The 26,475-nt window shown below is 72.1% G+C and carries 32 protein-coding genes, 1 tRNA gene and 1 pseudogene; 21 read left to right on the plus strand and 13 right to left on the minus strand.

The window, feature by feature from the left end; translation table 11 throughout:
- Positions 1–57: 57 nt before the first annotated feature.
- Both PCA76_RS03565 and PCA76_RS03570 read right to left on the minus strand, forming a co-directional pair.
- On the minus strand, positions 58–465 hold the full coding sequence (locus PCA76_RS03565) for a CoA-binding protein (protein WP_196928457.1): 408 nt from the start codon (positions 463–465) through the stop codon (positions 58–60).
- Positions 466–490: 25 nt separating this feature from the next.
- Positions 491–1,534: an Rv2578c family radical SAM protein gene (locus tag PCA76_RS03570; protein WP_272615266.1), complete on the minus strand. Its 1,044-nt coding sequence runs from the start codon at positions 1,532–1,534 to the stop codon at positions 491–493.
- A gap of 93 nt (positions 1,535–1,627) precedes the next feature.
- On the opposite strand from PCA76_RS03570, the gene PCA76_RS03575 reads away from it, so the two are divergent.
- Entirely contained in the window at positions 1,628–2,047 is a 420-nt protein-coding gene (locus tag PCA76_RS03575; RefSeq protein WP_272615268.1) for a thiol-disulfide oxidoreductase DCC family protein, read from the plus strand.
- On the opposite strand, the gene PCA76_RS03580 is transcribed toward PCA76_RS03575, so the two are convergent.
- The 3 genes from PCA76_RS03580 to trxA all read right to left on the minus strand — a co-directional run bounded on the left by PCA76_RS03580 (position 2,011) and on the right by trxA (position 3,942).
- Positions 2,011–2,988: an HTTM domain-containing protein gene (locus PCA76_RS03580; protein ID WP_272615269.1), complete on the minus strand. Its 978-nt coding sequence runs from the start codon at positions 2,986–2,988 to the stop codon at positions 2,011–2,013. The genes PCA76_RS03575 and PCA76_RS03580 overlap by 37 nt on opposite strands.
- Positions 2,985–3,425, minus strand: a complete 441-nt coding sequence (locus tag PCA76_RS03585; RefSeq protein WP_272615270.1) for a hypothetical protein — start codon at positions 3,423–3,425, stop codon at positions 2,985–2,987. The genes PCA76_RS03580 and PCA76_RS03585 overlap by 4 nt, the downstream gene beginning before the upstream one ends.
- Positions 3,426–3,579: 154 nt before the next feature.
- Entirely contained in the window at positions 3,580–3,942 is a 363-nt protein-coding gene (gene trxA / locus PCA76_RS03590) for a thioredoxin (protein WP_272615271.1), read from the minus strand.
- 548 nt (positions 3,943–4,490) lie between these two features.
- Between trxA and PCA76_RS03595 the strand changes: the two genes are divergently transcribed.
- The 11 genes from PCA76_RS03595 (at position 4,491) to PCA76_RS03645 (ending at position 12,930) form a co-directional block, all read left to right on the plus strand.
- Positions 4,491–5,006, plus strand: coding sequence for a MaoC family dehydratase (locus PCA76_RS03595; RefSeq protein ID WP_145786186.1), 516 nt, complete (start codon positions 4,491–4,493; stop codon positions 5,004–5,006).
- A gap of 94 nt (positions 5,007–5,100) precedes the next feature.
- On the plus strand, positions 5,101–5,637 hold the full coding sequence (locus PCA76_RS03600; protein WP_272615274.1) for a hypothetical protein: 537 nt from the start codon (positions 5,101–5,103) through the stop codon (positions 5,635–5,637).
- Between the two features lie 52 nt (positions 5,638–5,689).
- Positions 5,690–6,313, plus strand: coding sequence for a TrmH family RNA methyltransferase (locus PCA76_RS03605; RefSeq protein WP_272615275.1), 624 nt, complete (start codon positions 5,690–5,692; stop codon positions 6,311–6,313).
- Positions 6,314–6,395: 82 nt separating this feature from the next.
- Positions 6,396–7,073: a DUF6758 family protein gene (locus PCA76_RS03610; protein WP_336298045.1), complete on the plus strand. Its 678-nt coding sequence runs from the start codon at positions 6,396–6,398 to the stop codon at positions 7,071–7,073.
- Between the two features lie 116 nt (positions 7,074–7,189).
- Positions 7,190–7,348: a hypothetical protein gene (locus PCA76_RS03615; RefSeq protein ID WP_007455302.1), complete on the plus strand. Its 159-nt coding sequence runs from the start codon at positions 7,190–7,192 to the stop codon at positions 7,346–7,348.
- 6 nt (positions 7,349–7,354) lie between these two features.
- Positions 7,355–8,230 carry a PH domain-containing protein gene (locus tag PCA76_RS03620; RefSeq protein WP_272615280.1) on the plus strand — a complete coding sequence of 292 codons (876 nt, stop codon included), beginning with the start codon at positions 7,355–7,357 and terminating at the stop codon, positions 8,228–8,230.
- A gap of 103 nt (positions 8,231–8,333) precedes the next feature.
- The gene (locus tag PCA76_RS03625; protein WP_272615282.1) at positions 8,334–9,119 is read left to right on the plus strand and encodes a SigE family RNA polymerase sigma factor; all 786 of its coding nucleotides are present in this window, start codon (positions 8,334–8,336) and stop codon (positions 9,117–9,119) included.
- Complete coding sequence (locus PCA76_RS03630) at positions 9,116–10,375, plus strand: hypothetical protein (protein ID WP_272615284.1); 1,260 nt, start codon at positions 9,116–9,118, stop codon at positions 10,373–10,375. The genes PCA76_RS03625 and PCA76_RS03630 overlap by 4 nt, the downstream gene beginning before the upstream one ends.
- A 62-nt stretch (positions 10,376–10,437) precedes the next feature.
- The gene (locus tag PCA76_RS03635) at positions 10,438–11,310 is read left to right on the plus strand and encodes a PHP domain-containing protein (protein ID WP_272615285.1); all 873 of its coding nucleotides are present in this window, start codon (positions 10,438–10,440) and stop codon (positions 11,308–11,310) included.
- Between the two features lie 40 nt (positions 11,311–11,350).
- A complete protein-coding gene (locus tag PCA76_RS03640; RefSeq protein ID WP_272615287.1) occupies positions 11,351–11,965 on the plus strand; it encodes a MarC family protein in 615 nt (204 codons plus the stop codon).
- Positions 11,966–12,009: 44 nt separating this feature from the next.
- On the plus strand, positions 12,010–12,930 hold the full coding sequence (locus tag PCA76_RS03645; RefSeq protein WP_272615288.1) for a RecB family exonuclease: 921 nt from the start codon (positions 12,010–12,012) through the stop codon (positions 12,928–12,930).
- A gap of 23 nt (positions 12,931–12,953) precedes the next feature.
- Here the strand turns inward: PCA76_RS03645 and PCA76_RS03650 are convergent, their stop codons facing one another.
- Together PCA76_RS03650 and PCA76_RS03655 are read right to left on the minus strand one after the other, a co-directional pair.
- On the minus strand, positions 12,954–13,817 hold the full coding sequence (locus PCA76_RS03650; protein ID WP_272615289.1) for an oxygenase MpaB family protein: 864 nt from the start codon (positions 13,815–13,817) through the stop codon (positions 12,954–12,956).
- A 53-nt stretch (positions 13,818–13,870) separates the two neighbouring features.
- The gene (locus PCA76_RS03655; RefSeq protein ID WP_272615291.1) at positions 13,871–14,299 is read right to left on the minus strand and encodes a Fur family transcriptional regulator; all 429 of its coding nucleotides are present in this window, start codon (positions 14,297–14,299) and stop codon (positions 13,871–13,873) included.
- Positions 14,300–14,502: 203 nt separating this feature from the next.
- Between PCA76_RS03655 and PCA76_RS03660 the strand changes: the two genes are divergently transcribed.
- Positions 14,503–14,985, plus strand: coding sequence for a DUF2231 domain-containing protein (locus PCA76_RS03660; RefSeq protein WP_272619155.1), 483 nt, complete (start codon positions 14,503–14,505; stop codon positions 14,983–14,985).
- A gap of 19 nt (positions 14,986–15,004) precedes the next feature.
- Here PCA76_RS03660 and PCA76_RS03665 read toward each other — a convergent pair whose 3' ends face one another.
- On the minus strand, positions 15,005–15,337 hold the full coding sequence (locus PCA76_RS03665) for a hypothetical protein (protein WP_272615292.1): 333 nt from the start codon (positions 15,335–15,337) through the stop codon (positions 15,005–15,007).
- 103 nt (positions 15,338–15,440) lie between these two features.
- Between PCA76_RS03665 and PCA76_RS03670 the strand changes: the two genes are divergently transcribed.
- Positions 15,441–15,623: a hypothetical protein gene (locus PCA76_RS03670; RefSeq protein WP_272615293.1), complete on the plus strand. Its 183-nt coding sequence runs from the start codon at positions 15,441–15,443 to the stop codon at positions 15,621–15,623.
- Between the two features lie 196 nt (positions 15,624–15,819).
- Here the strand turns inward: PCA76_RS03670 and PCA76_RS03675 are convergent, their stop codons facing one another.
- On the minus strand, positions 15,820–16,494 hold the full coding sequence (locus tag PCA76_RS03675) for a flagellar biosynthesis protein FlgA (RefSeq protein WP_272615294.1): 675 nt from the start codon (positions 16,492–16,494) through the stop codon (positions 15,820–15,822).
- 291 nt (positions 16,495–16,785) lie between these two features.
- Here PCA76_RS03675 and PCA76_RS03680 point away from each other — a divergent pair, with 291 nt between their 5' ends.
- On the plus strand, positions 16,786–17,046 hold the full coding sequence (locus PCA76_RS03680; RefSeq protein WP_272619828.1) for a hypothetical protein: 261 nt from the start codon (positions 16,786–16,788) through the stop codon (positions 17,044–17,046).
- A gap of 62 nt (positions 17,047–17,108) precedes the next feature.
- Here the strand turns inward: PCA76_RS03680 and PCA76_RS03685 are convergent.
- Together PCA76_RS03685 and PCA76_RS03690 are read right to left on the minus strand one after the other, a co-directional pair.
- Positions 17,109–17,267: pseudogene (locus tag PCA76_RS03685) on the minus strand (FmdB family zinc ribbon protein); the annotation flags it as partial.
- Positions 17,264–17,941, minus strand: coding sequence for a 5-formyltetrahydrofolate cyclo-ligase (locus PCA76_RS03690; protein WP_272615295.1), 678 nt, complete (start codon positions 17,939–17,941; stop codon positions 17,264–17,266). The gene PCA76_RS03690 and the pseudogene PCA76_RS03685, both read right to left, overlap by 4 nt.
- Before the next feature lie 85 nt (positions 17,942–18,026).
- On the opposite strand from PCA76_RS03690, the gene PCA76_RS03695 reads away from it, so the two are divergent.
- The 6 genes from PCA76_RS03695 to PCA76_RS03720 all read left to right on the plus strand — a co-directional run bounded on the left by PCA76_RS03695 (position 18,027) and on the right by PCA76_RS03720 (position 24,733).
- Entirely contained in the window at positions 18,027–20,357 is a 2,331-nt protein-coding gene (locus PCA76_RS03695; RefSeq protein ID WP_272615296.1) for a diguanylate cyclase, read from the plus strand.
- Between the two features lie 9 nt (positions 20,358–20,366).
- Positions 20,367–21,329: a UTP--glucose-1-phosphate uridylyltransferase gene (locus PCA76_RS03700; protein WP_272615298.1), complete on the plus strand. Its 963-nt coding sequence runs from the start codon at positions 20,367–20,369 to the stop codon at positions 21,327–21,329.
- Entirely contained in the window at positions 21,326–22,639 is a 1,314-nt protein-coding gene (locus PCA76_RS03705) for a molybdopterin molybdotransferase MoeA (protein ID WP_272615299.1), read from the plus strand. The genes PCA76_RS03700 and PCA76_RS03705 overlap by 4 nt, the downstream gene beginning before the upstream one ends.
- A 130-nt stretch (positions 22,640–22,769) precedes the next feature.
- Positions 22,770–23,420 carry a GNAT family N-acetyltransferase gene (locus tag PCA76_RS03710; protein ID WP_272615301.1) on the plus strand — a complete coding sequence of 217 codons (651 nt, stop codon included), beginning with the start codon at positions 22,770–22,772 and terminating at the stop codon, positions 23,418–23,420.
- A 177-nt stretch (positions 23,421–23,597) separates the two neighbouring features.
- Complete coding sequence (gene sepX / locus PCA76_RS03715; protein ID WP_272615303.1) at positions 23,598–24,380, plus strand: divisome protein SepX/GlpR; 783 nt, start codon at positions 23,598–23,600, stop codon at positions 24,378–24,380.
- A gap of 276 nt (positions 24,381–24,656) precedes the next feature.
- Positions 24,657–24,733, plus strand: a tRNA-Ala gene (locus tag PCA76_RS03720).
- A gap of 454 nt (positions 24,734–25,187) precedes the next feature.
- Here PCA76_RS03720 and PCA76_RS03725 read toward each other — a convergent pair.
- On the minus strand, positions 25,188–25,613 hold the full coding sequence (locus PCA76_RS03725; protein WP_272615304.1) for a nucleoside deaminase: 426 nt from the start codon (positions 25,611–25,613) through the stop codon (positions 25,188–25,190).
- Positions 25,610–26,449, minus strand: a complete 840-nt coding sequence (locus PCA76_RS03730) for a TIGR03619 family F420-dependent LLM class oxidoreductase (protein WP_272615306.1) — start codon at positions 26,447–26,449, stop codon at positions 25,610–25,612. Before PCA76_RS03730 ends, PCA76_RS03725 begins: the two co-directional genes overlap by 4 nt.
- Positions 26,450–26,475: the final 26 nt, after the last annotated feature.

A 26,475-nucleotide genomic window follows, 5' to 3' on the forward strand; every position in this document is an offset into this window, starting at 1 on the left:
CGCGGTAATAAACCGCGATTCTGGCACCACAACTCCATGATCGACGTGGGGTGGGGGTTAGGGGAGGCGGGTTAGGTTGGCGGCTGCTCGTTCTACTATCAGGCAGCGGTCTTCCACGTAGTCCATGCCGGCTTCCTCGGCGATCCGCCGCGCTTCGGCCGAGACGATGCCCAACTGCAGCCAGACCGCCGGGGCGCCGATCGCCGCCGCGTCGCGGACGACCTGAACGGCGTCAGCGGCCGGCCGGAACACGTCCACCAGGTCGACGGGGTGCGGGATGTCGGCAAGCGTCTTGTACGCCCGCTCCCCGAAGAGTTCGTCGACGGTCGGGTTGACCGGGATGATCCGCCAGCCGTACTGCTGCATCTGTAGCGGCACGCCGTGCGCGGCCTTGAACGGGTCACGGGACGCGCCCACGACGGCGATCACGGCGGAGTCGGCGAGGATCTGCTGAGCGGTACGCACCCGCCGACTGTAGCTCTGGCGTCGGCTAGAGCAGAGTCAACTGCTCGGCGGTTGGCGGCGGCGGCTCGGGCAGGCTGCGGTTGTCGCCCTGCTCGGCGCGGTGCAACCCGTGCCGGCGGGCGGCGATCCGCACCCGCGCGGTCAACTCCCGCTGGTACGCCTGCGGGGCGTACGCACCGGCCCGGTAGAGCTCGCGGTAGCGGGGCACGAGGTGCGGGTGCTCCCGGGCGAGCCAACCCGCGTACCACTCCCGAGCGCCGGACCGCAGGTGCAGGGGCAGGGCGGTCACGCTCGTCGCACCGGCTGCGGCGATCGCCGACACCGTGGCCTCGATCGACTCGTCGTCGTCGCTCAGGCCGGGCAGGATCGGGGCCATCAGCACCCCGACGGAGAAGCCGGCGTCGGCAAGTGCCCGGACCGCGTCCAACCGGCGGCGCGGGTGCGGTGTGCCCGGCTCGACGGCACGCCAGAGCGGCTCGTCGACGAACCCCACCGAGAAGGAGATGCCGACCCTGGTCACCTCGGCCGCCTCGCGCAGCAGCGGCAGGTCTCGCAGGATCAGCGTGCCCTTGGTCAGGATCGAGAACGGGTTCGCGAAGTCCCGCAGAGCCGCGATGATCTGCGGCATCAGCCGGTAACGCCCCTCGGCACGCTGGTAGCAGTCCACGTTGGTGCCCATCGCGACGTGCGCGCCCCGCCATCTGGGCGCGGCCAACTCCCGACGAACCAGCTCACCGGCGTTGACCTTGACGATCACCTTCCGGTCGAAATCCGCCCCGGCGTCGAGGTCGAGATAGGTGTGAGTATTTCTTGCGAAGCAGTAGACGCACGCATGAGAACAGCCTCGGTATGGGTTGATGGTCCACTCGAAGGGGACGCGGGACTGCCCGGGCACCCGGTTGAGGATGGACTTGGCCTGCACCTCGTAGAAGGTCATCCCGGCGAACTCGGGGGTGTCGAAGGTGCGGGCGATGGCGCCGGGCAGCGCCAGCGGCAGGGGTGGCGTCGCTGGCGCTGCCCGCTCGGGGTCTCCCTCAACCGGGGGAGCGGTGAGGTTGTCCCAGCGCATGGGCACTATTCGAACACACGTACGAATCGAGTGCAAGTGACCCGCCGTACACCGGTGGTCGTTCCGGTGGTCGGAGAGGGGAGGATGGACACCATGGAGACGTCGACCTTCGTCTACGACGGGGACTGCGCGTTCTGCACGCGCTGCGCGGAGTTCATCGCACGCCGCATCCCCACCGCCGCCCGGGTGGTGCCCTGGCAGTTCGCCGATCTGGACGCGCTCGGGCTCACGGCCGTCGAGTGCGAGGAGGCCGTGCAGTGGGTCGGCGCGGACGACTCGCGCGCTGCGGGTCCGGACGCCATCGCGAAGCTGCTCGCCGCGAGTGGTCCGCTCTGGCGGGTCGCCGGTGCCGGCCTGCGGTTTCCGCCGGTACGCGTCGCGGCCTGGCCGGCGTACCGCTGGGTGGCGCGCAACCGGCACCGACTGCCGGGCGGCACGGCGGCCTGCTCCCTCCCGCAGGAGGCCCGGGAACGGCTCTACGGTCCGACCGGTCGCCCGACCACGGGGGCCTGATCGCCGAGCGGCGTTGGGTCCGGACCGACTCCCACCGGGGCCTGGTCGGGTAACGCCGGCTGCGTGTCGACGCCCACCGGGTCGGGTGCCGGGGCGTTCGTCACCGGCCCGGGAGTTTCGCGGCCGACGAGCCGGCGGGCCCAGACCAGTGGGCGGACCCGCTCCAGCGGAAGGAAGCTGGTCATCGCGGCCAGGTGCGGCGCGAACGAGATCGTGATGGTCGCGATGGTGACCGCGTGGAACGAGTAGAAGAAGCCGACCATGGCGAGTCGCCAGCGGGCCGGCAGGAGGAAGACCACCGGGCTCAGCAGTTCGAAGGCCACGATGCCGAACTGGGCGACGATCAGCAGGTACGGCACCTGGGCGATCAGGTCCGCCAGGTCGGTGCCGCGCCGGATGATCGCGCGGGCCAGGACCGAGCCGGTCAGCCAGTCCAGGCCGCCGAACCGCAGCTTGGCCCAGGCGGCGAGGAAATATGTGCAGATCACCGCGATCTGGGTGACTCGCAGGGCCCAGCCACCGGCCTCGGTGCGGGTGGTGTCGCCGTGCCGGGCCCGACCCGCGGTGGGGAGCACGGCGAGTGCGATGAGCAGCCCGAACCGGTCGTGGTCGACCTTTCCGTAGCTCATCGCGATGATCATCCACTCCAGGTACAGCGCGCAGACCGCCCAACCGAGCAGGCGGGGTGCCCGTCCGGTCGCGGCGAGGAGCGCGAGCAGCAGCAACGACCAGAAGATCACCGCCACCAGGGCCGGGGTCGGGGTCGGCAGGGGGAGTAGGCGGCCGATCAGCAGTGGCTGATACAGGTCGCCGGGCACGGTGACCCGGGTGCGTACCCAGGGCGTGAAGATCACCAGGTCGGCGGCGACGAAGAGGTAGATGAGGGTCCGGAACGCGGCCACCCGGCCCCGCGGCACGGGCTCGGTCAGCCAGCGGCTCATCGGGGGGCCTGCCAGCGGACGACGGTCTCATCGGTGTGTTGGCCGGTCGGTCGGCCGGTGCGGATGCCGTGCCAGCGGATGACGATGCGGACCTCGACCAGCTCGGCGGCGGCCGGGTGGCGTTCGGCGTACGCGTCGGCGATCTCGGTGAGCAGCGTCGGGTCGGCGGCGTATCGGGTCTGCTGGCCCTCGATCTCGGCGCGGCGGATGCCGGTCGCCTCCTGGTCCAGGTCGATCACGGCGCCGGAGCTGTTCACCCCCTCGACACGGGTGTCGGGGGCGGGTGCGTTCGGCGGGTTCGACGTGGAGTACATCCGGAACGGGCCGAACGGGAAGTCGTCGTCGTTGCCCCAGAAGGTGCCGACGAGCAGCAGGACGAGGCCGATTGCGGTCGCGCCCAGCCGGGTCACGCGCCCGCGGGTGGTCAGATTCTCCATCGGGTCGTGACGATACGGGATGTACCGACTGCGTCGGGTCCCTCCGACGGTCACCTCGACCTGCCCGGGCAGGTGATCATGCGTGGGCTTCCGGGGGTACGACGAAGGCCGGGCCCGTACCGGGCCCGGCCTCGCGTGCCGTCGTGGGGACGGCTCAGTGGTTGTGCTCGGCCAGCTGCTTGCGGACGTCGTCCATGTCCAGTGCCTCGACCTGTTCGATCAGGTTCTCCAGGGCGGACTCGGGAAGGGCGCCCGGCTGGGCGAAGACGATGACGCCGTCGCGGATCGCCATGATCGTCGGGATGGACCGGATGTCGAACTTGGCGCCCAGCTCCTGCTGAGCCTCAGTGTCGACCTTGCCGAAGACGATGTTCTGGTGCTTCTCAGAGGAGCGCTCGTAGACCGGGGCGAACCGCTTGCACGGACCACACCACTCGGCCCAGAAGTCGACCAGGACGATGCCGTCGTTGCCGGTCACCTCGTCGAAGTTCGTCGAGGTCAGCTCAACGGTTGCCATTGCACTCTCCGATCACCGCGGTTTGTCTGCGTCCCGTAGAACCAGGGCTGACCGTATCGAATTCCCGGGCGGTGGGGCACGAAACGTGCCCAGGGCTGCCAGGGGGTGCTCGGGGTCATCGACCTGCGTCTGTTCATCCCGACCTGCGGAACGCAAATGCATGACGCACTTGCGTGACCTGTGGTGATGGGAGCGTTTCCAAGGAGATCCACCCGATTGAGCGCTACGAATCGGTAACTTGACCCTTGACAAGGACGTATCCGGCCTGCAGAGATCGCTGATCAACCTCCGCTCAATCACGGAGAGTAGTGTTACAAAAAGATAAATGTGACGGCGATCTCTGTTGAACCTACGCTGCCGTAGGGCAGAATTCAGCGCATCAGAGCGTGGGCGGCGGGTGCCGGGGAGGGCCCCGCCGCTCATTGCGTCTCCCCCCGTGCGAGTGACCGGTGTGACATTTCCGCCGGGGTCACGCCCCGGCCGTCGCCTTAACCACCGGTAAGGCATGCTGTCCCGAACTCCATCGCCGCCCGTCGAAGGGGACCAGGATGCAGTTCGGCCGCTACTACGAAGAGTTCGAGGTCGGCGCGGTCTACCGGCACTGGCCGGGCAAGACCGTCACCGAGTACGACGACCACCTCTTCTGCCTGCTCACCATGAACCACCACCCGCTGCACATGGACGCGCACTACGCCGAGACGGCCAGCCAGTTCAAGCGCAACGTCGTGGTCGGCAACTACATCTACTCACTGCTGCTCGGCATGTCGGTGCCCGATGTGAGTGGGAAGGCGATCGCCAACCTGGAGGTCGAGTCGCTGCGGCACGTCGCGCCGACCTTCCACGGCGACACCATCTACGGCGAGACCACGGTGCTGGACAAGCGTGAGTCCGGTTCCAAGCCCGACCGGGGCGTAGTGTCGGTGGAGACCCGCGGCTACAACCAGGACGGCACCATGGTCTGCGTCTTCCGGCGCAAGGTCATGGTCCCCAAGCGGGAGTACGCGGCCAGCGCCGTCCCCGACGGAGTGGATCCGGAGCGGCCCAGCTTCCCCGAGCCGCGCTGAGCATCACGGCGGGTCGACCGCCGTCGGACTCCGGGCTTCTTCCCCCACAGCGGGTTCTGCGGGGGAAGGAGCCCTGGTTCCGTTTTCGGGGCATATGCTGACGCCGGAGGTTCCGATGAGCCACTCCGTCGCCGGAGAGCCGCCCTCTGCCGGCCGCCGAGCCGCACCCTTGACCACCGCTGTCTACTCCGTCGCCGAGTGGGACCTGCTCACCAGCCTGCCCGGTCGGGTCCTCGTGGCCGCCGCAGCTCCCGGCCCTGGCCGCACGGAACGGGGGGTCACGGCGGGTCTGGCCGGCCTGGAGGCCGTGGCCGCAGGCCGAGCCTTCGACAGCGATCTGGTCCGCGCGGTGGTCGCCGCGATCTACGCCCGTCACGACGGCCCCCCACAGCCCGCCGAGCAGCTCACCGATCTGGTGGACCTGCTGGCCGCCTGCCGGGTGGCGAGCCGGGTCCTGCGGCGGCGCGCCGACCCCGCCGACTCGGCCGCGTACCGCCAGTGGGTGCAGTCGGTCGCGGCCCGGGTCTGCCGTGCGGCCCCCGGCCCCGGCGAACGCCGGCTGGACCAACCGGCCAGCCCGGCCGACCGGCGTTTCCTGGACCGGCTCGGTGCCGCGCTCGGGCTGGGCTGATCCGGCAGGCCGGCGCGTCGAGCGCCGGCGCGGTCCGTACCCTCTGATGACCGTGACCGACGACCAGCTTGAGGTGGGTGTGGGCCCCTGGCCGGGGGACCCACCGGACGACCCGCGGTACGACCCGCAGTTGCTGGCCGAGGGGGACCGGCGCAACGTCGTCGACCGCTACCGCTACTGGCGGCACGAGGCGATCGTCGCCGACCTGGACCGGCACCGGCACGGCTTCCACGTAGCGATCGAGAACTGGCAGCACGACTTCAACATCGGCACGGTGGTCCGCAACGCCAACGCGTTCAACGCCGCCGAGGTGCACATCGTCGGACGGCGACGGTGGAACCGGCGCGGTGCCATGGTGACCGATCGCTACCAGCACGTACGGCACCACGAGACGATCGAGGAGTTCGTCGCCTGGGCGGCTGAGCGGCGGCTGCCGGTGTTCGGCATCGACAACCTCCCCGGTTCGCGTCCGCTGGAGACCGGCGCCCTCCCTCGGGACTGCGTGCTGCTGTTCGGCCAGGAGGGACCCGGGCTCTCCGCGCCGGCCCGCGCCGCGTGCGACCAGCTCTACTCCATCGCGCAGTACGGCTCGACGAGGTCGATCAACGCGGGCGTGGCCAGTGGCATCGCCATGCACGCCTGGATTCGCGCTCACGCCGACGTGCCCCCGGACTGACCCGCACCCCCGGGTGCCGAATCGGACGTTCCGGCTTGACGTGCCGGCGGTCTGGGGTGACGGTGGAGATGTGAGTGTCGCGGTGAGTTGTCCGAGATGCGGGGGCCCGGTGCGGGCGCCGGATCTGATGCACACCGACTCGAGGTGTCTGCGCTGCGGCCCGGTGCCGCCGCTGCACGTGCCTGAGCACATCGGAGCGGAGATCGTGGCGAGCGTGGTGGAGCGGATCACCGCGACCGGGGATCCGCCGGTGACGCCGCTGTGGTGCCCGTGGCCGCTGCCGCCCGGCTGGACCCTCACCGGCGTGGCGTACGCCGGGGACGAACGGACCGGAGTGCGGGCGACCGCGGTGGCTCTCGCGGGCCCGGCGCCCCTCGGTGGTGGTCCGGCCGACCTGGTCTTCGTGGCCGAGGAGCCGGGCGTCGGCCTGGGCACCCGGCTCGCCGGACTGACCGGCCCGGACCCGGGGCCGGAACTGGCGGACGCGCTGACCGATCCGGGGCCGGGTCACCCCGACCACGTGGGGCAGGCCAGGATCCGGGTCGGCGGGCACCCGACTCCACTGTGGTTGGTGAATTCTCCGACGGATCGAAGCGCGTACGCCGGCGAGGCTCGGGGAATGTGGCTCCATGCGATAGCCTGGCCGGCGAGTGCGGGTCACCTGCTCGCGGAAGACGTCGTGCTACACGACCTGACCGAGTGGACTCCGCCCGAGCTCGTGTACGGCGCACCATCCCCGTTCTTACCCGGTAGGGCTTGACAACCCATCCGGATTGACGGAGAACGGACGCAGATATTCACTGTACGACACCACACTGATACTCTGGGTGCCGCTGCGGTAATGGGACCCGGCGCCGCGCGAGAGGATGGCCCGCCATGGTCAAGAAGGTCCTCACCTGGGCCGGAATCGCATTCTTGATCTTCTTCGTCGCCTACCGACCAAACTCTGCGGCAGACGTGTTCAAGTCGCTCGGCGGCGGGATCATGGACATCGCCCAGGGGTTCGGCGACTTCTTCACCAGCCTCGTCGCCTAACCGCCGATGGGCAGCCCCTCCGGTCCACCCTTCGACCCGGACGACCCCGACCGGGAACGCCGCGAGCGTGACACCGAGCCGATCCCGCGGATCGGGCCTGATGACGGCCCGGGCTACGGGGCCGGGCCCAGCCTGTCCGACGGTCCGTCCCTTTCGGACGACGTCGGCTATGGCGACGGGCCCGGCTATGCCGGTCAGGGTCGTTCCGGGCGGGCGTGGATCCGCGATCCGGAGTCCGGCTACCAGCCGCCGCAGATCTCCGAGGACGAGCTGGCCGGGTTGCGTGCCGACGCGACCGGCTCGACCCCTCGGCGGGTGCTGCCACTGGAAGACGAGCCCAGCTCGTTGGTTGCCCGCTACCTCTTCCCCACCGAGCGCTACCGGGGTGAGTGGAAGCGGCACTGGATCCACCTCACCACCCCGCTGTTGATCGGCATCGCGGCGACCTTCGTGCTCGGCTACCTCTCCGGCTTTCTCGCCGGTCAGAACGTGGGCGCGCTGACCACCATCGCCGTGCTGCTCTGGTTCGCCGTGATGGGCTGGGTGGCCTGGAAGGTCGCAGACTGGTGGTATGACCGGTTCATCCTGACCAACAAGCGGGTCATGGTGGTCGCCGGCCTCATCACCCGCCGGGTCGCCATGATGCCGCTGGTCCGGGTCACCGACATGAAGTACGAGCAGACGCCGACCGGTCGAGCGCTCAACTACGGCACCTTCGTGCTGGAGTCCGCTGGCCAGGAGCAGGCGCTCCGCGAGATCAAGAACCTGCCCAACCCCAACGAGCTGTACCTGCGCGTGGTCGAGGAGATGTACGAGCCGCAGGCGGTCGAGGCCCGGCTCGGCAAGGAGGCCGACGAGGCCAAGGCCGACGACGGCGCGTGAAGGTTTTCGACCGAACATCGGAGTAAGTGCGCACCTTTCGTCATGGACCAGAACGCCTCTGACGTGGCACTCTGCCAGGACGACTGGGGTGTGGAGGTGGGCGGTGGCGAGCAAGGACTCGTTGGAGGAGCAGTTCCGCGAGTTCGTCGCGGCCCGCTCCGCCGCGCTCCTACGCACTGCTTACCTGCTCACCGGGGACTGGGCCACGGCCGAAGATCTGCTCCAGACGGCGCTGACCAAGACCTACCTCGCATGGAAGCGGCTCGGTGGCATCGAGGCGGTCGAGCCGTACGCCCGGCGTGTAATGGTGAACACGTCGACGAGTTGGTGGCGGCGGCGCTGGCACGGTGAACGCCCGACCGAGGTGCTGCCCGAGCGGGCCGGTGTCGACGAGATCGAGCAGCAGCTTGACCGTGACCTGCTCTGGCGGCATCTCAGGGCGCTGCCCGTCCGGCAGCGGGCGGTTTTGGTACTGCGCTACTACGAGGACATGTCGGAGGCGCAGACCGCCGCGATGCTGGACATTTCACCGGGCACCGTGAAGAGCCAGTCGTCCCGAGCGCTGGCCACGCTGCGCCGCCGGATGGGCGCCGACGCACCGGACCTGGCTGCCGCAGCCGGCACCGCCGGGAAATCGGCCGCAGCCGGCACTGCCGGCCAGCCGGCCGCAGCCGGTGTCGCCCGGCCACGGGGCTCGGGTGCCCCGAGCGGACAGGTCCCCACCACCGGTGCTGCCGCGACGCTGCGACCCCGGCAGACGGCTGGCCGACCCGTGCCACGCCCGGCCACTCCCCGCCCAGCCGCGCCGCGTCCGATCGGCCCGCAGGTCGTGCTGCCCCCCGCCCCGGCGGCCGTGCCCGTCGGCACGCGCTCCGGGGAGCAGCAGTGAGCGGATTCCCAGGCCGGCCCGACAACCTGACGGACGGCCCGCGGCGTTCATACCAGGTGCGGCCTGAGGAGCTCGAAGGTGCGGTGCGGGAGACCCTCTCGCGCCAGGTCGCCCTTGCCCGCCCGCTGGGTGCCGACCCTGCGGGCCAGGCCATCCGCCGCGCGAACCGGATCTCGCGTCGGCGCACCGCGGCGGGCGTCGCCCTCGCGGCGGTCGCCACCGTGCTGCTCAGCGCCGGCATGGCCCAGCTCGGCACCGAGACCGGGCGGGACGGGACACCCACCGTGGTGATCGGTGACCCGGACCCGTCCATCCGGCCGATCCCGACCAGCGTTCCCGGTCCCGACCCCTCACCCGGAACGTCCGCTGCCCTGCTCGTGAGCGAGACCCTGGTCAGCGCCGACGGACGGCGGCTGGTGCTGCCCGACGTCGGGCCGGCCGAACGCGCCCAGCTCCTGCCCGGCGGCGGTGGTTGGCTGGTGGTCAGCACGCCGACCACCGCAGGTCGCTCCCTCTGGGTGGTGCAGAACGACGGATTGGTGCAGGTGCTGTTGGCTGGGGCGGGCCCGATCGTCCTGGCACCGGACAGCCGCCAGGTCGCCTGGCGCGACGGCAGCGATCTGCTGACGGCAGGCGTGGTCGGCACCCAGCTCATCGGGGCGGTGCGCACCCCGGCGCCCGCAGCCGCGGAACCTGTCCGGTTCGTCGGTGACAGCGTGCTGGTCCGACTCGACCCGGCCAACGCCGGTCATACCCTGTGGCGGCCCGGTGCCGGGCAGTTGCCCGAGGCCGTCGACCAGAAGACCCTCAACGTCTACGGAAGGCTGCCCGACGGGCGGCTCGTCGGTCAGGTCTCCACGACCGATCCGGGCCGAACCTGCCTGGCCGTGCTCGAACCGACGCGTCCCCTGAACCCGGTGGACACCGGTTGCGGTCCGGAGCTGAGCCAGGACGGAGTCGGCGGGATCTCCGCCGACGGGCGGTGGCTGCTGGTGAACGGGTCGGTCGGCAAGGCCGGCCGAGCACTGCTGGTCGACCTGTTGCGGCTCGGGCCGAGCACCACCGCCGTTTCGGCCGGGCCGCCGATGACCGGCGCGATCATCTGGAGCAACGAGTCCCACGCCTCGTACCTCGACGACGCTGGCGAGCTGGTCCGGGTCGATGTCAACCGGGTGCGGGCAGGGAGGCCGGCCAGCGCCGCCCCGGTGCCCGGCGTGCCAGCCGGCGACCGGCCGGTCCTGGTGGCCAACTTCTGAGCCCACGCGGCCGGGGTCACCTCCGTGAGCCGGGCTCGGTGGTTTCTCGGTAGCGTCGCACGGTGACCTCGCGTACCGGCTCCGTCCCGCGGATCGATCTGCACACCCACTCGACGGCCAGCGACGGCACGCTGACCCCGGCCGAGCTGGTCCGCGCGGCCTCCACGGCCGGACTGGACGTGCTGGCGATCACCGACCACGACACCACCGCCGGCTGGGCGCCGGCCGTGGGCGCGCTGCCGCCGGGAGTACGCCTGATCCGCGGCGCGGAGTTGTCCTGCCGCTGGTCCGGCGCGCAGCCAGCGGTGCCGCTGCACCTGCTGGCGTACCTGTTCGACCCCGAGCACCCGGAACTGGTGGCCGAGCTGGTCCGGGTGCGGGCCGCCCGGGAAGAGCGCGGCGAACGGATCGTGGCGCTGCTGCGCGCCGACGGCATCGACGTGAGCTGGCCGGACATCCTGGCTGGTGCGGGCGGCGGCACCGTGGGCCGCCCGCACATCGCGCAGGCGCTGATCCGGGCCGGCCTGGTCGGCAGTACCCGCGAGGCGTTCGGCCCGGACTGGCTGGGCGAGCGGTACCGGCTCCCCAAGGACGACATCGACGTGTTCCGGGCGATCCGTCTGGTCCGGTCGGCCGGCGGCGTGCCGGTCTTCGCCCATCCTCGGGCCACGCGGCGCGGCCGGGTGGTGCCCGACGAGCTGATCGCCGAGCTGGCCGCCGCCGGGCTGGCCGGGCTCGAGGCCGACCACGAGGACCACAGCCCGGCCGAGCGGGAGCACGTGCGGACGCTCGCCGCCGAGCTGGGCCTGCTCGTCACCGGCTCGTCGGATTTCCACGGCACCCACAAGACCGTCCAGCTCGGAGCGTTCAGCACCAGCATCGACGCGTACGAGCGGATCATCGCCGAAGGGGTGACCGAGGTCGCTTCCGGCTGATCCCAGTTTCGGCGCTTGGCGGCGCGGCTAGGTTGATCACGTGGATCTGAAGCTGTTCGGCGAGGTTTTCGTGACCCTGCTGGTGATCACTGACCCGCCGGGCATGATGCCGATCTTCCTGGCGTTGACCGGCCCGCTGCCCGCCCGCGACCGCAATCGGGCGGCCTGGCAGGCCGTCACGCTGGCGTTGGGCGTGATCGTGGTCTTCGCGGTGGCGGGGCAGACCCTGCTGGACTACCTGCACGTGGACCTGCCAGCGTTGCAGGCCGCCGGTGGGCTGCTGCTCGTACTCGTCGCCCTGGAGCTGCTGACCGGTAAGACCGACGGCCCGAGCTCGGACGCCACCTCGAACATCGCGCTGGTGCCGCTGGGCACCCCGTTGCTGGCCGGTCCGGGCGCCATCGTTGCCACCATGCTCTTCGTCCAGCAGGCCGACGGGCTGGGTGACTTCACCGCCATCGCCGTGGCGATCCTCGCCGTGATGCTCGCGGTCTGGATCGTGCTGCGCTTCTCCGGTGGCATCGTGAAGATCCTGCGTCCCGGCGGGATCGAGGTGCTGACCCGGATCGCCGGCCTGCTGCTGGCCGCGATCGCCGTGCAGCTCATCGCCGACGCGGTGTTCGCCTTCGTCACGCAGTACGTCAACATGACCTGACCGGCACACCCACGGTGTCGGAGGTGGATGGCAGGATCGCAGGCGTGCGACGATCCTCCTCAGCGGGCCGACCCGCCGCCGGCGGCCGGGCCCCGAAACAGCGCGCCGGCGACGCCGAGCAGCTCGGCTTCGAAGGCATGCCGGAGCGGCTGTTCGTGTGCACCCCGAGCAAGCTCGGCGCGTACGCGGACTGCCCACGCCGCTACCGTTACTCCTACGTCGACCGGCCGGCCCCGCCCAAGGGCCCGCCATGGGCGCACAACTCGCTCGGCGCCAGCGTGCACACCGCTCTCAAAAACTGGTATGCGCTGCCCGCTGACCGACGCCGCCCCGAAGCCTTGGCCACCCTGCTCAAGGGCACCTGGGTCCGCGAGGGCTACCGCGACGACGAGCAGGAGCGGGCCGCCTACCGGCGGGCGTTGGGTTGGTTGGAGGCGTACGTCGAGACGCTGGAGCCGGATACCGACCCGCTCGGCGTGGAGCGGGTGGTGGCGGTCAAGACCGCCGTGCTGGCGTTCAACGGCCGCACCGACCGGATCGACTCGCGGCCCGGGCCGGAGGGGCCGGAGCTGGTCATCGTCGACTACAAGACCGGTCGCACCGGGCTGGACACGGACGACGCCCGGGGCTCGCAGGCGTTGGCGCTCTACGCGTACGCGGCCGAGCGGGTGTTCCGCCGACCGTGCCGTCGGGTGGAGCTGCACCACCTGCCGACCGGCACGGTCGCCGGCCACGACCACACCGTCGAGTCGCTGGCCCGGCAGTTGACCCGCGCGGAGGAGACGGCCCGCGACATCATGGCCGCCGAACGGGCGGTCGCGGACGGCGCCGACGCGGACGAGGCGTTCCCGGTGGCACCCAGCTCGCGCTGTGGCTGGTGCGACTTTCGCCGGCACTGCCCGGCCGGCGCGCAGGTGCCGGGCAAGGAGCCGTGGGCGGCCATGGACCGCCCCGCCGACGGTTGACCCCCCCGGGCGCAAAGGACAGGTCAGCCGGCCAGCGGAGTAGCGGCGTGGCGCGCGGCCCGCTCCTTGGCGGCCTGCATCAACGGTCCCTCCACATAGCGACGGGGGACGGCAGTGAACGCGAGCCGCAGTGCGCGCACGCTCAGGTCCGCCGACAGTGCGGTGGTAGGCAGACCGAGTCCGCCGTACATCCGGCGCGCCCACGCCGGCAGCAGTGCGAACGCGGTGCCGGCGATCCCCAGGTACGCCCAGCGCGGCGGGCCGAGGGTGAGCCCCAACCGGGCCGGCAGGCTGAGCTTCCACGGCAGCGGCGGAGCGGTGAGGAAGAGCGCCGTCTCGGCGGCCTCCCGGGTCATCCGCAACTGCGGCCGTACGGTGCGGTAGTAGTCCGTGACCTCAGCCGCGGTGCCCGGGACGGTGGCCGGGTCCAGGCCGACCAGGGCGGCGGAGCGGCGCTGCTCGGTGTAGTAGCCGTCCACCTCGTCGTCGCTGAGCGGCAGCCCGGCACGCCGGGCCGTGCTGAGGAACGACTCGACCTCGGTGACGTGCACCCACCGCAGCAGGTCCGGGTCGTCGATCCGGAACTCCTCGCCGGTGAGCGGGTCGGTGGCCCGCAGCCGGGCGTGCAACCGGCGCAGCCGGGCCCCCGCCGCCTCCGCCTCGGCGGTCGTCCCGTAGACGGTGGTCCCCACGTAGGTGCTGGTGCGGACCAGGCGGCCCCAGGCATCGGTGCGGTAGTTGCTGTTCTGCGCGACCCCGGCCATCGCCCGGGGGTGCAACGCCTGGAGGTAGAGCGAGCGCAGGCCAGCGACGATCAGGATCGGCTCCTCGTGCACCTTCCACGTGACCGAACCCGGACCGAAGAGGCCGAGGTCATCGGAGTCCACCGTCCAAGAGTGCCACGGCCGGGGCGGCCTCGTCGGCCACGTACTGCCGGCGCTCAGACGTCGGCGGAGCGGCGGGCCCGGCAGCTCGGGCAGAGGCCCCAGAAGGTCACTTCCGCCTCGTCCACCTCGAACCCGTGCGCCACGTTCGGCTCCAGGCACGGGGCGCTGCCCACCGCGCAGTCGATGTCGGCGATCTCGCCGCAGCCCCGGCAGACCACATGGTGGTGGTTGTCGCCCACGCGTGCCTCGTAGCGGGCAGGACCGCCGGCCGGCTCGATCCGCCGGGACAGCCCGGCCCGGGACAGCGCACCCAGCACGTCGTAGACCGCCTGGGTGGAGACCGAGTCGAGGCGTTCGCGGACCCGCCGGGTGATCTCGTCGACCTCCAGGTGGCCGCCGCCGGCCAGCACGTCGAGCACCGCGAGGCGTGGCCGCGTGACACGCAGGCCCTTCGATCGCAGGAGCTCCTCGGTACCGGACATTTGCCAATGACAGCACGCCCGACCAGCATCGACAACCGCCACCCGGCCCGGGTGGCCATCGACACATCCCGAAAGATCAGGAGCGCGGGCCAGCGACGATGAACCCGATCGAGGTGCCGCGCGTGTGTCCGGTCGAGAGCCTGGGGACGACCGGCGGACCGTACGCTGACCATCCTCAGACCATGATCGACCTGGAGGGTTCGATGTTCGAGGAGATCCTGGGTCTACCAGTACACGTCCTGGTGGTCCACGCGGTTGTCGTGTTCGTGCCGCTGCTGGCGGTGCTGTCCATCGCGTACGTGGGGCTGCCGCGGTGGCGGCAGCGGCTGGACTGGGCCCTGGGCCTCCTCGCCGTGGCCGCGCCGGTGACCGCCTTCGTGGCCGTCGAGTCGGGTGAGGCGTTCACCGACGCGCTGGTCGCCCGGGGCTTCCAGGGTCAGATCCTCGACCAGATCTTCGAGCACTCCCGGTACGGCGACATTCTGTTCCGCATCGTGGTGCCGCTCGGGATCGCGGCCATCCTGCTGCTGGTGGCGACCAGCGGACACCCCCGGGTGCCGCGGCTGCCGGCGCTGGTCACCCCGGTGCTGGCGGTGGCGGTGGTGGCGCTGTCGATCGCCGCCCTGGTCTACGCCTATCTGACCGGCCACACCGGCGCCGAGGCCGTCTGGAGCACCACCCTCTGACCGGCAGACGCGTCGCGGATCAGAAGATGACCCGCGAGCAGAGCAGACAGACCAGGACCACCAGCACCACACCGGCCGCCGCCCCGAAGCCGTAGGTCACCCGCTGCGAGCGCTGCTCAGCCGCGTCCAGGTCGGCCATGTCCTGCGGCGGCAGCCGTCGTGGCGGCGCCGGCTGCAGGTGTACGGGTGGACGCCAGCCGGTCGGCGGCGGCACGCTCGGCGGCGGGCCGGCGTACGCGCTCGCCGGTGTCGTCGCGGGCGCGGCGGGAGGTTGATTCGCCACCGCGTCGTCGCCGGTGCCGGGGCGTCGCCAGTAGTCGTCCGGGGTGCTGCCACCGCTGGGGGTCGTCACGCCGTCCGACGCTACCAACGCGGCCGGCGGCCCGGTCGTTTCTGGCCGGCGTGCCATCGTCGGCGCGGGTCCCCTGCGGTCGGCTGCGCTAGTCTTGCCGCTCGTGAGCACCGAGGACCCCGGCACGCAGGGCGCGCGCGGCGACGATGAGCGCGCCGTCGACCTGAGCGAAGATTTCGTGGTGCTGCCCGAGCAGACCTCCGACGACACCGACCGCGGCTGGGGCGAGCGGGCGAGCGGCAACGACGACTGGCTGCTCGCCGAACGCCCTCCGCACTGGGACTGACCCGGACGGCCGGCCCGGTCCCGACGAGGTCGGCCCGGCCGGCTGCGTGGTGACCTCGGACGGCCCGGCCGGCTGCGTGGTGACCTCGGTCGGCCCGGCCGGCTGCGTGGTGACCTCGGACGGCCCGGCCGGCTGCGTGGTGACCTCGGACGGCCCGGCCGGCTCGCGGCCCGGCGGAGGGTCTGCGGGCTGGCACTCAGCTGCGGACGACGATGGCGAACCGGGTGCCCTCGGGGAGCCCGACGGTGCGTTGTGCCTGGTCGGGGCGGAGTGCCAGATAGAGCGCCGAGGTCCCGTCGGTCGTGCCGGCACCCAGCACGTCCAGCACCAGCGCTGCGGGAGCGAGCACCGTTGCCTCGCTGCCTGCCCCACCCGGCGCCGCCGCGAGCAAATCGACCCGGGCTCCGGGGCGGACCACCGCCAGCGCGGCCGGCTCGGCCAACCGGACCGGCACCCCGACAGCGCCGTTCGGCAGCGGCAGCGCCCTGGTCCTTCCGCTCGCGGCGGGCGCGCCGCTTTCGTCGGTCGCGCCGGACGGCGGTGGCCCGGCCGTTCCGCTTCCGTCGGTGGGGCCTGCCCTGTCGGCGTCGGTGGGGCCTGGCCCGTCGGGGTCGGCCCGCCCCGGATCGGTGGAGCCTGTCCTGTGGGGGTCGGCCGGCCCGACCTCGTCGACCTGCCCGGCCGTGCGGTCTGCTCCCGCGGATGCCTCGGAGGGCGCGGTGGTCGGCGGGCAACTGCTCGGGGTGTGCAGAACGGCGGCGGCCAGACCGAGCAGCGTGGCAACCAGGCCGGCCCGGAGCAGGGTGCGTCCGCCGGGCAGGGTGGGCCGGCGCAGCGGACGCAACGCCCGCGCGGAGTCTGGATCACCCATCGTCTCTGCCGCCTCCCGTCCCCGGGTGCCGCAGCGACACCCGTGGCGGCAGGTTAGGCCGTTCCCACCCTGGTCGGCCGGCCGTCGGACGGTGCCTGTGGATAACCGGCCGCCCTGTGGATAACGCCCACCAGTCGGCTCGACCTGCTATCGCACCGACCTTGATCGACTCGAGGTCAAGGAAAGCGGGCTATCGCGCAGCCGGGACAGCCCGACATCCATGAACCCGAGTGGATCAAGGTCCGGCCCGCCGGGTCCGGCGAGCGTCCGGCGGACGGGTCAGGACCGTGCGTGCGGCGGACGGGTCAGGACGCGGAGCTGGCCGCCGGAGCCTTGCCGCCGCTCGACCCACCCGACGAGGACGACCCCGAAGAGGACGACCCCGAAGAGGACGACGACCCCGAGGACGACGAATCCGACGACGAGGAGGAGGAACCGGACGACGAGGACGACGAGGATCCCTCACCGGAGGACGACTCGGACTTCGCCGGCTTGCTGGCCGCGCCACCCGCCGTCGCCTCGGAGCCGGACGCCCGCGAGTCGGTGCGGTAGAAGCCCGAGCCCTTGAAGACGATGCCGACCGAGTTGAAGACCTTGCGCAGCCGCCCCTGACACGCCGGGCACTCGGTCAGCGGCTCGTCAGAGAAGGACTGCACCGCCTCGAGCTGGTTACCGCACGCGGTACAGGCGTACTGGTACGTGGGCACGTTCTCCTCCGGATCTGGGCTCAGCCAGTTGGCACTCGACGTATTCGAGTGCCAATGGTGCGTCATTCGGCCCGGGTTCGTCCAGCGGACGTGTGGGGCGCGACACCCTGCGCCGCACCCGGGCCGCCATCAAGCGTACGCACCCCGTCGGCAGGGGTGACGACCGCGCGGACACGGCGGTCGTGCGGCTCCGCCGGCAGCGCCTCAACCAGCTCGCCGTCGTGCAGAGGCACCACCGTCAGCGTCGCCTCGGGCACCCGGGCGAGTGCGCGGTCGTACGAGCCGCCGCCGCGTCCGAGCCGTCGACCGTGGCGGTCGACCGCGAGAGCGGGTACGACCACCAGCTCCGCGTCCGCCACGGCGGCCACCCCGAGACGGGCACCAACAGGCTCTCGGATACCCCGACCCGCGGCGATCACGTCGTCCGGCCCGGTATACGCCGCCCAGTCCAGATCGAGGTCGGCGAGGAGCACCGGCAGCAGCAACTCGGCGTCGGCTGGCAGTGCCGCCCGCAGCACCTCCGGCAGGTCGGCGCCGCCCGGTTCGGAGCCGACCGGCACGTACGCCGTCATCCTCTGCGGGCGCAGCCGGCGTACCAGCGCGACCAGCTCGGCCTGCACGCGCCCGGCGGCGGCGACCCGGGCGGGACCGGGCAGCAACCGGCGGCGGGCGAGCAGCTCGACGCGGGCGTCCCGCTTCGCCGCACGGGCCACTTCTGCTTCATCAGAAAATTCCGGCACGCAACACTCCTGACGCAACGCCTCTCCCACGGTTGCTCTGTGTCAGCATCGCAAGCATCGGAGGCGGAACTTCCGGGGGGACCGAGTGACGCTACGCGGGCGGTTGACAGCAGCCTTCCTCGTGGTGGTGCTCGGGCCGGTCCTGCTCGGCGCGCTCTTCGTCGCCTCCACCGTCGCGGCTGTCGACCGCAGCCGCTCGATCGAGCGCCTGGCGGTGGCGGCGTCCACCGTGCGTACCTCGGTCGACGCGCTCTGCCAGCAGCTGCGCGCTGCCGCCGACGCGGTGGCCCTCACCGCCGATCCGGCCGTCGCCGCCGCTCAAGTGGTCAGCCGGGGCCTGGCCGCCGCGGTGCTGATCACCGACGTGGACGGCCAGGTCACCTACGTCTCGCCCGGCGCGCCGTCGACCCCGTGGCGGGACTGCTCCGACTCGACCACGGGTTCGACCAGCCCGGTCCGCGCGCTGGCCACCGAGGTCGACCTGCGCGACCGCGCCGGCACCCTCCGGGGCAGGGTGACCGCCGCGCAACTTGTCGACCCGGCCTTCGTCGCCCGGCTGGCGGCGGTGACCGGGGTGGCGGTCACCCTGCTCGACAGCGGAGCGACCGCCGCGCGGGTCACCCACACGACCGAGTCCCGCGAGGTACGCGACGCGGTGCTGGCCGCCGCCAGCTCCGTCGATGGTGAGCGGGTCACCGAGACCAGCGAGGGTCGGTACGTGCGGAGGATCGGCCCGTCCGACGCGGAGCCGCTGCCACTGGTGCTCTCCGTGCCCAGCGAGCGTCCGCCGGGGCTGCACGCCACGCTTGTCGGGGTGGTCGTGCTGGCCGGGCTGCTCGCCGTGCTGACCGCCTGGCGGCTGGCTCGGGTGACCACCAGACCGCTGGTCGAGTTGGCTGGCGCGGTCGACCGGGTCGCCCACGGCGACCTGACCGCCCGGGTGCCGGTACGCAGCCGTGACGAGCTGGGCCGGCTGGCCGCCGCGTTCAACCGGATGACCCGGGAGACCGGGTCCTACGTCGCGGCGCTGACCAGCAACCGGGACCAGCTCCGTGGGCACCTCGCGGTGCTCGGTGACACCCTGGCCAGCACACACGACCTGCAACGCATCCTGCGGGTGATCCTGCGCAGCGCCATCGGAGCCACCGGCGCGCGCGCCGGCGCCGTGCTGCTGGTGGAGACCGGCGGGGTGCTCGTCGCTCAGTGCACCGAGGGATTGGACGGGCGCTGGCCGGAGGGGGACGCGGACGGATCGCAGACGCTTCGGGTGCCGGTGGGCGTCGGCGTGGTCGGTGCCGTCGCCGCCACCGGCGAACCGCAGCGGGGCAGGGCCGAGCCGACCGAGGCCCCGTCGGGGGAGCCGCGCTGCCGCACGTACGTCGCGGTCCCGTTCGCCGCCCCCGGCGGCGGCGCCGCGGCCACCCTCAGCGGGACCCCGGGGGCTGCCGACGAGGCCGGTGCCGCCGCGGCGCTCGGCGTGCTGGCCCTCTACGACCGGTTGGGCGCCGACGAGTTCGACGACGACGACCTGGTCACCCTGCGCACCTTCGCCAGCCATGCGGCGGTCGCGGTGGACAACGTCCGGGTGCACGAGGAGGCGCAGCGGCTCTCGCTCACCGACCCGCTCACCGGGCTGTGGAACTACCGCTACCTGCGCGAGTCGATCCGGCGGGAGGTGGAACGGGCCAGCCGCTTCGGGCGGATGCTCAGCATCCTCGCGCTGGACCTCGACCGGTTCAAGGACGTCAACGACACGTACGGGCACGCTGCGGGGGACACGGTGCTCGCCGAGTTCGCCCGGCGGGTGCGCGGCGAGATCCGTGAGGTCGACCTGGCCTTCCGACAGGGCGGTGAGGAGTTCGTTCTGCTGCTGCCGGAGACCGACGCGCGGGGCGCGGCGATCGTGGCCGAGCGACTCGGCGCGGTGGTCCGCGAGACGCCGATCGCCGTCGAGGCGTACGCCGGGCCGGTCCTGGTGACCGTGTCGGTGGGCATCGCCGTCTTTCCGGACAACGGCAGCACCGGGCGGGCGGTGCTGGAGGCCGCCGACGACGCGCTCTACGCGGCCAAGGCGGCCGGCCGCGACACGTACCGGGTCGCCGAGGTGCATCCGGAGGTGCCGACGCGGGAGATACCGGTGCTCGCGGGGGCCGTGAGCCCACCGGATGGGCTGCCGCGCGCCGGCCAGCCCGTGCAGGCCATCCGGGAGCCGGGCGGGCCCGCCCGGTCGGAGCCGGCTGTGGGCGTACCGGAATCATCGCCGGCAGGCCCGGCGCACGCCCGGCCGGAGCCGGCCGACGACCCGACGGACAGCGCGACGGGTGGGGCGCGGGCCGGCCCGGACGCCGCGCGGCCGGGGTCGGGTGGCGGCGCGTCTTCTGGGCCACACCCGCCGCGGCAGAGCCGTGGCCGATAGTCTCGCGGCATGTCGGAGCACTCAGCGAACCCCTCATCGACGGTCGCCGCAACTGGCCGTCCCCTGGCGGTCAAGGCCGTCATCCCGGCCGCCGGACTTGCCACCCGGTTCCTGCCGGCCACCAAGGCGGTGCCCAAGGAGCTGCTGCCGGTGGTGGACCGGCCGGTTCTGCAGTACATCGTCGAGGAGGCCGCCCAGGCCGGCATCGGTGACGTGTTGCTGATCACCGGCCGGGGTAAGACGTCGATGGTGGACCACTTTGACCGCCGGCCCGACCTGGAGGCCAGGCTGGAGGAGAAGGGCGACGCCGAGCGGCTGGCCGCCGTGCGTCGGCCCAGCGAGCTGGCCGAGATCTACACCGTGCGGCAGCCCGAGCAGCTCGGGCTCGGTCACGCCGTCGGGTACGCCGAGTCGCACATCGGCGACCAGCCCTTCGCGGTGCTGCTCGGCGACGAGTTCGTCAAGCCGGCGGAGCCGCTGCTGCCGGCGATGCTGGAGCTGCAGGCCCGCACCGGCGGCGTCGTGCTCGCCTTCTTCGAGGTCGACCCGGCCGAGACCAAGCGGTACGGCATCGCCTCCGTCGAGCCCGCCGAGTCGGAGCTGACCGACATCGGTGAGGTCGTCAGGGTCACCGGGATGGTGGAGAAGCCGCAGCCGGAGGACGCCCCGAGCAACCTCGCGGTGCTCGGCCGCTACGTGCTGCCCGGCACGATCTTCGACGCGATCCGGCGGACGAAGCCGGGCAGCGGCGGTGAGATCCAGCTGACCGACGCGATGGAATTGCTGCGCACCGAGGGCACCCCGGTGCACGCGATCGTCTACCGGGGCACCCGCTACGACACCGGCATGCCTCTGGGCTACCTGCAGACGGTGGTGCAGATCGCCGCCGAGCGCGACGACCTGGGCACCGAGTTCCGGTCCTGGTTGGCCGAGTTCGTCAAGGCCGACGCGGCAGGCGGATCTGGTACATGACCGCGACGGCCGACGCCGAGGCGGCCGCGAACGAGTTGACGCCGCTCGCCGACTACCTGGGCAGTGTGCTGCGCAGGTTGCGTGCGCTGCCGCCACTCGACCTCGACCTCACGCAGGCGCACGGCAATGTCCTCGCCGAGGACGTCGTCGCGCCGCACGCCTTCCCGGCCTTCGACCAGGCGGCCGTGGACGGCTACGCCGCCCGCTGGGAGGACATTTCGGGAGGGGGCCGGGGCCCGAGCTATGTCCCGGCCCCCTCCGGCACGCCCGGGGGCCGGACCATCCGGCTGAACGTGGTCGGCGATCTCGGCGCGGCGAGCTGGCGGCCGGTCCGGCTCACCCCGGGCTCGTGCTTCTCGGTGGCCGCCGGGGCGCCGCTGCCGATCGGCGCGGACGTGGTGGTCCCGGTGGAGTGGACCGACCAGGGCATGGCCGCCGTGGAGATCTTCCGCACCCCCAAGCGGGGGTACGGGGTACGCCGAGCCGGTGAGGAACTGCCCGCCGGCACTCTGCTCGCACGGGCGGGCACGTACGTCTCCCCGGCCCTGGTCGCGGTCTTCGCCGCCACCGGCATCGGGCACGTGGTGGTCCGGCCCAGCCCACGGGTGGTCATCGTGGCCACCGGCGACGAACTGGTCGACGTGGGTCGGGGCAGCCAGCCCGGGCAGGTGGTGGACGCGAACTCGCACGCGCTGACCGCCGCTGCGGCAGAGGTGGGCGCGCAGGCGTACCGGGTGGGCATCTGCGACGACGACCCGGAGGGGCTGCGCGGGCTGCTGGAGGACCAGACCCTGCGCGCCGACCTGATCATCACCACCGGGGGGACCGGCACCGGCCCCGGAGACATGGTGCGTCGGATCCTGTCCCGGCGGGAGGGCAGCCGGGCCGGGCCGGTCACCTTCACCGACGTGGCGCTCTATCCCGGCACCGCGCTCGGCTTCGGCACGGTCGGCGCCGAGGAGGTGCCGGTGGTCTGCCTGCCCGGCGATCCCGGTGCCGCGCTGATCGGCTTCGAGGTGCTGGCCCGCCCGGCCATCCAACTGCTCGCCGGCGCCGAGCCGGTGTTCCGGCCCAGCGTGCGGGCGCACCTGCTGGAGACCGTGTCGTCCCCGGGCGGGCTGCGCGAGTTTCGGCCCGCGCACGTCGCCGAGCGGCGCGGCGGTGGTTACACCGTCCAGCCGCTGAGTGGGGGGCCGTTCACCCTCTCCGGGCTGGCCGAGGCCAACGGGCTGCTGGTGCTCGGCGAGCGGGTCACCACCGCTGCCGCCGGCTCCACGGTGGACGTCCTACTGCTGGACCGCCGTCGGTGACGCTGTCCCGGTCGGCCCGTCGGCGGTCTGCGTCAGGTGGTCGCCGGGTCGTCCTGGTCGTACCGGTGGGTGTGGTTGGTGCGGTGGGTCCACTTGCGCGCGACACGGTCCCGCGCGGGAGACTGTGCGGGTGAGTCTCTTCGGACCCGCACGGGCACCGGGCTGGCCGGTGGAGTTGGCGGACGGCCCGGTGCTGCTGCGGCCATACCGACGCTCCGACGCTGCGGCGTGGTCGGAGGTGCGCCGGGCCAACCGGGCCTGGTTGGCGCCCTGGGAGTCGTCAATGCCCGGCGGTTGGGACGAACTGAACTCGCCGGCCGCGTTCCGCTGGGTGCACCGTGACCAGCGGCGTTCAGCCCGTGAGGGTGAGGGCATGCCGTTCGCGGTCTGCCTGCGCGAGGCCGACCGGGATCGGCTGGTCGGGCACATCAATGTGGGCAGCATCGTGCGGCGCGCGCTCTGCTCCGGCTACGTCGGCTACTGGGTGGACGCCCGGGTCGCCGGCCAGGGTGTGATCCCAACGGCGCTCGCACTTGCCGTGGACCACGCGTTCGGCCCGGGCGGGCTGCACCGGGTGGAGATCAACATCCGTCCGGAGAACCAGCCGTCCCGGCGGGTGGTCGAGAAGTTGGGCTTCCGCGAGGAGTCGTACCACGTGCGCTACATGCACATCGACGGTGCGTGGCGAGACCACATCGGATACGCGATGACGAGCGAAGAGATCGCCGCCGAGGGTGGACTGCTGGCCCGCTGGCACCGGATACGCGCCAACGCCCGTTGAGCCGTCCCACGGACGGGATCGGCGCGGCGCGGTGGCATCCCGGTCGGCGCGCCGTAACCTCAAGTAACTGCAAGCTGCGGCAAGCGCCCCCTGGCCGGACGATCCACGCATTCAGGTGCCATCGGTGGAAGATCCTGCGGTCGGGTGGCGGTTGCTTCGAATTCGGTGACGGGAGGGGTGAGGGTGCCGACCTCGGTGCTCCTCGCCGTCCTCGCCGCCGCCGGCCTGCTCGCCCTGGCCCCGGCGCTGGTTCGCCGGTACGACGCCACCGAGCGGCTGGTGGCGGAGCGGGCGCAGTCGACGGCGCGGGTGCTCCAGCGCCGCCGACGGCGCCGCACTGTGCCGGGACGGCAACCCGTCCACCCTCCGCGCGCACTGACCATCACACTCAGTGAAGACGCAACTACGGGAGCGTTGGCCGCGCCGGTCTCCGCACCCCCGGCCGCCCGTCGCTCCGGTCGGCTGCGCGCCGTGCCACCCGCGCCGAAACGGTCCCGCCGCCGCCCGCCGCCCCGCCGACAGCACACCCCTGCCGTATACCGGCGTCGTCGGGTGCTCGCCGCTCTGCTGTTGCTCAACGTCGTCGAGCTGATCGGCGTGCTGTTCGTGAGCCCCGGCTTCTGGATCGGCTTCTCGGCCACCTTCCTGCTCCTGGCCATGTACGTCGTCCACCTGCGTGGCCAGGCACTCGCTGGACGCCGTCGCCGCCGCGCCCGGGCCCGGGAGGCGGCCTGGCTGGCGGCCCGACAGGCCGAGGTGCGCCGGGAGCAGGCTCGCCGGGCTGCGGCCCGCCGGGAGGCGCAGCGCCGCCTGGCCGCCCAACGCGAGGGGGTACGCCGAGCCGCCATGGGCCTGGATCGATCGGGAGACCTGCCGGCGGCGGTCAACGGTGGGTCGGTCTCGTACCGGCGATCCGGCGGACTACGTGGGCGCCCCTACGAGGCCGGCCGAGGCGCCTGACGCCCTGCCCTGCTCGGCCGATGTGCTCGGTCGACGTGGCTCGGTCGACGTGGCTCGGTCGCCCGGATGCGTTGTCGGCTTGATCGACTCGGATTCCTGGAAGGCGGGGTGTCGCGGCGTCCCGGATGCCCCGATTTCCGGGACGCCGAGTGGATCTTTGGGTGGGGAGGGGCGCCGCGCTGGGGGCGGATTCGCGGTGGGGGCCGGCGACCTGTTAGCCTTGCTGCCGGCCCGCCCGGTGTAAGCCGGGTGGGACCGAAGCCGGTTCGCCGGTGGGGGGCTGTGGCGCAGACTGGTAGCGCACCTCGTTCGCATCGAGGGGGTCAGGGGTTCAAATCCCCTCAGCTCCACCAGCAACAACACGTACGACCTGGGGAAACCCGCCGACGAAATTCGGGGCCTTCGGGCCCCGTTTTCTTTTGGCGCTCGCGTCGCGCAGAGCGTCGCTGTTGAGGTGGCCCCCGCGATAGGCCGCAGAGCCGACATCCTCGGCAACGGCTAGTGGCAGCGTCAATCAAACGCGGGGCCTCGACACAAGGTTCACCGCTCCAAGAACGCTGCACCGCCTCGATCTTGCAGTTTCGGTCGCCGAGATGCGTGGAATGTCCCCTACGTCGAGGCAGCAAGTGCAAGATCGCGAAAGGGGCCAGGCCGGCCCGCGTCGATCATGGAGGCGTGGTGCCCGTTTTGGCGTTATAGCGGTTACTTTGTCGCCCACCACAACTCCATGATCGACGGGGTGGGGTGGGGTGGGGCGGGGCGGGGCGGGGTGGGGTGGGGGTGGGGGTGGGGGTGACGGGGTGGGGGTTAGTAGTGGTTGTCGATTGGTTGGCGTGCCTCGTCGAACAGCGCTGGGCCTTCGTACCGCACCGGGGGCAGCGGTGGGGTGGCCGGCTTGATGTCCTCGAACTGTTCGCTGGACAGGGCGTACACCACCCGGCCGAGGCCGGAGCGGTCGATCGCGGTCGCGCACATCGGGCAGGGTTGGCAACTGGTGTACATGGTGGTGCCGGCGGCCACGTCCGAAGCAAGTTCGCGGGCGGCCCAGCGGGCCAGCTTCAGTTCCGGGTGGGCGGTGATGTCCGAGTCGGAGACCACGGTGTTGTGGTCCTCGATCAGAACGGTGCCGTCCGCAGCGACGAGCAACGAGCCGAACGGCCGTTCGCCGGACGCCCCGGCCTCGCTGGCAATGGCCACGGCACGGCGGAGAAACTTCTCGTCGTCGGGCGTCATCGGTCCTCCTGGGTTCGGTGATACGCGGCCACGGCCGCGAGTGTCTGCCAGGCGCGTTCGGGCTGGCGGATCTCGGTCAGGTCGCCGTTGAACGGGTCGAGCACCACTGTCTCGGCGCCGAGCAGACGGATCTGGTCGAGGTCGGCGATGATCTGCTCGATGGTGCCGACGCCGGCGAGCCGGTCCGGGGCGGTCACCGGTTCAGGGGTCTCCCGGAGCGCGATGCGCGGCATCAACGCGGGAGTGGGGCGACCCAGTTCGTCGGCGATGGCCTTGAGTCGTCCGACGGCCTCGGCCAGCCATCCGGGTGTCATCCGTAGCGGGTGCCACGCATCTCCGAGTCTTACCGCGCGACGCATGCCGGCGTCGCTGTTGCCGCCGACCCAGAGCGGGATCGCCTCTGTGTCGTAGTCGTCGGTGTTGCGCCAGGCGTCACGCATGGCGTGCAGGTACTGGTCGGTGAGCGCGCCGCGTCGCTGGTATGGCACGCCGAGCGCCTCGAACTCCTGCCGTGCCCAGCCGACGCCGACGCCGAGGACGAGGCGGCCGCCGCTGAGCCGGTTGAGATTCGCCGCCATCCGGGCGGTGAGCAACGGGTGCCGGTACGGGACGATGAGCACGGTGGTGCCCAGCCGGACCCGGCGGGTGAGGCCGGCCAGCCAGGACAGCGTGGTGAACGGCTCGTAGAACGGCGCGGGATACTGCTCGGCCACGTCCGGGGTCACCGCGATGTGGTCCGAGACCATCAGCAGGTCGAAGCCGAGGCCCTCGACCGTCTGTGCCCACTGTCGCAGCAGGTCAGGATCGGTGCCCGGGGCAAAGTTCGGTACGTTCACGCCAATCTGCACAGGTTCGAGATTAG

The sequence above is a fragment of the Micromonospora sp. LH3U1 genome (assembly GCF_028475105.1).
Lineage (GTDB): Bacteria > Actinomycetota > Actinomycetes > Mycobacteriales > Micromonosporaceae > Micromonospora.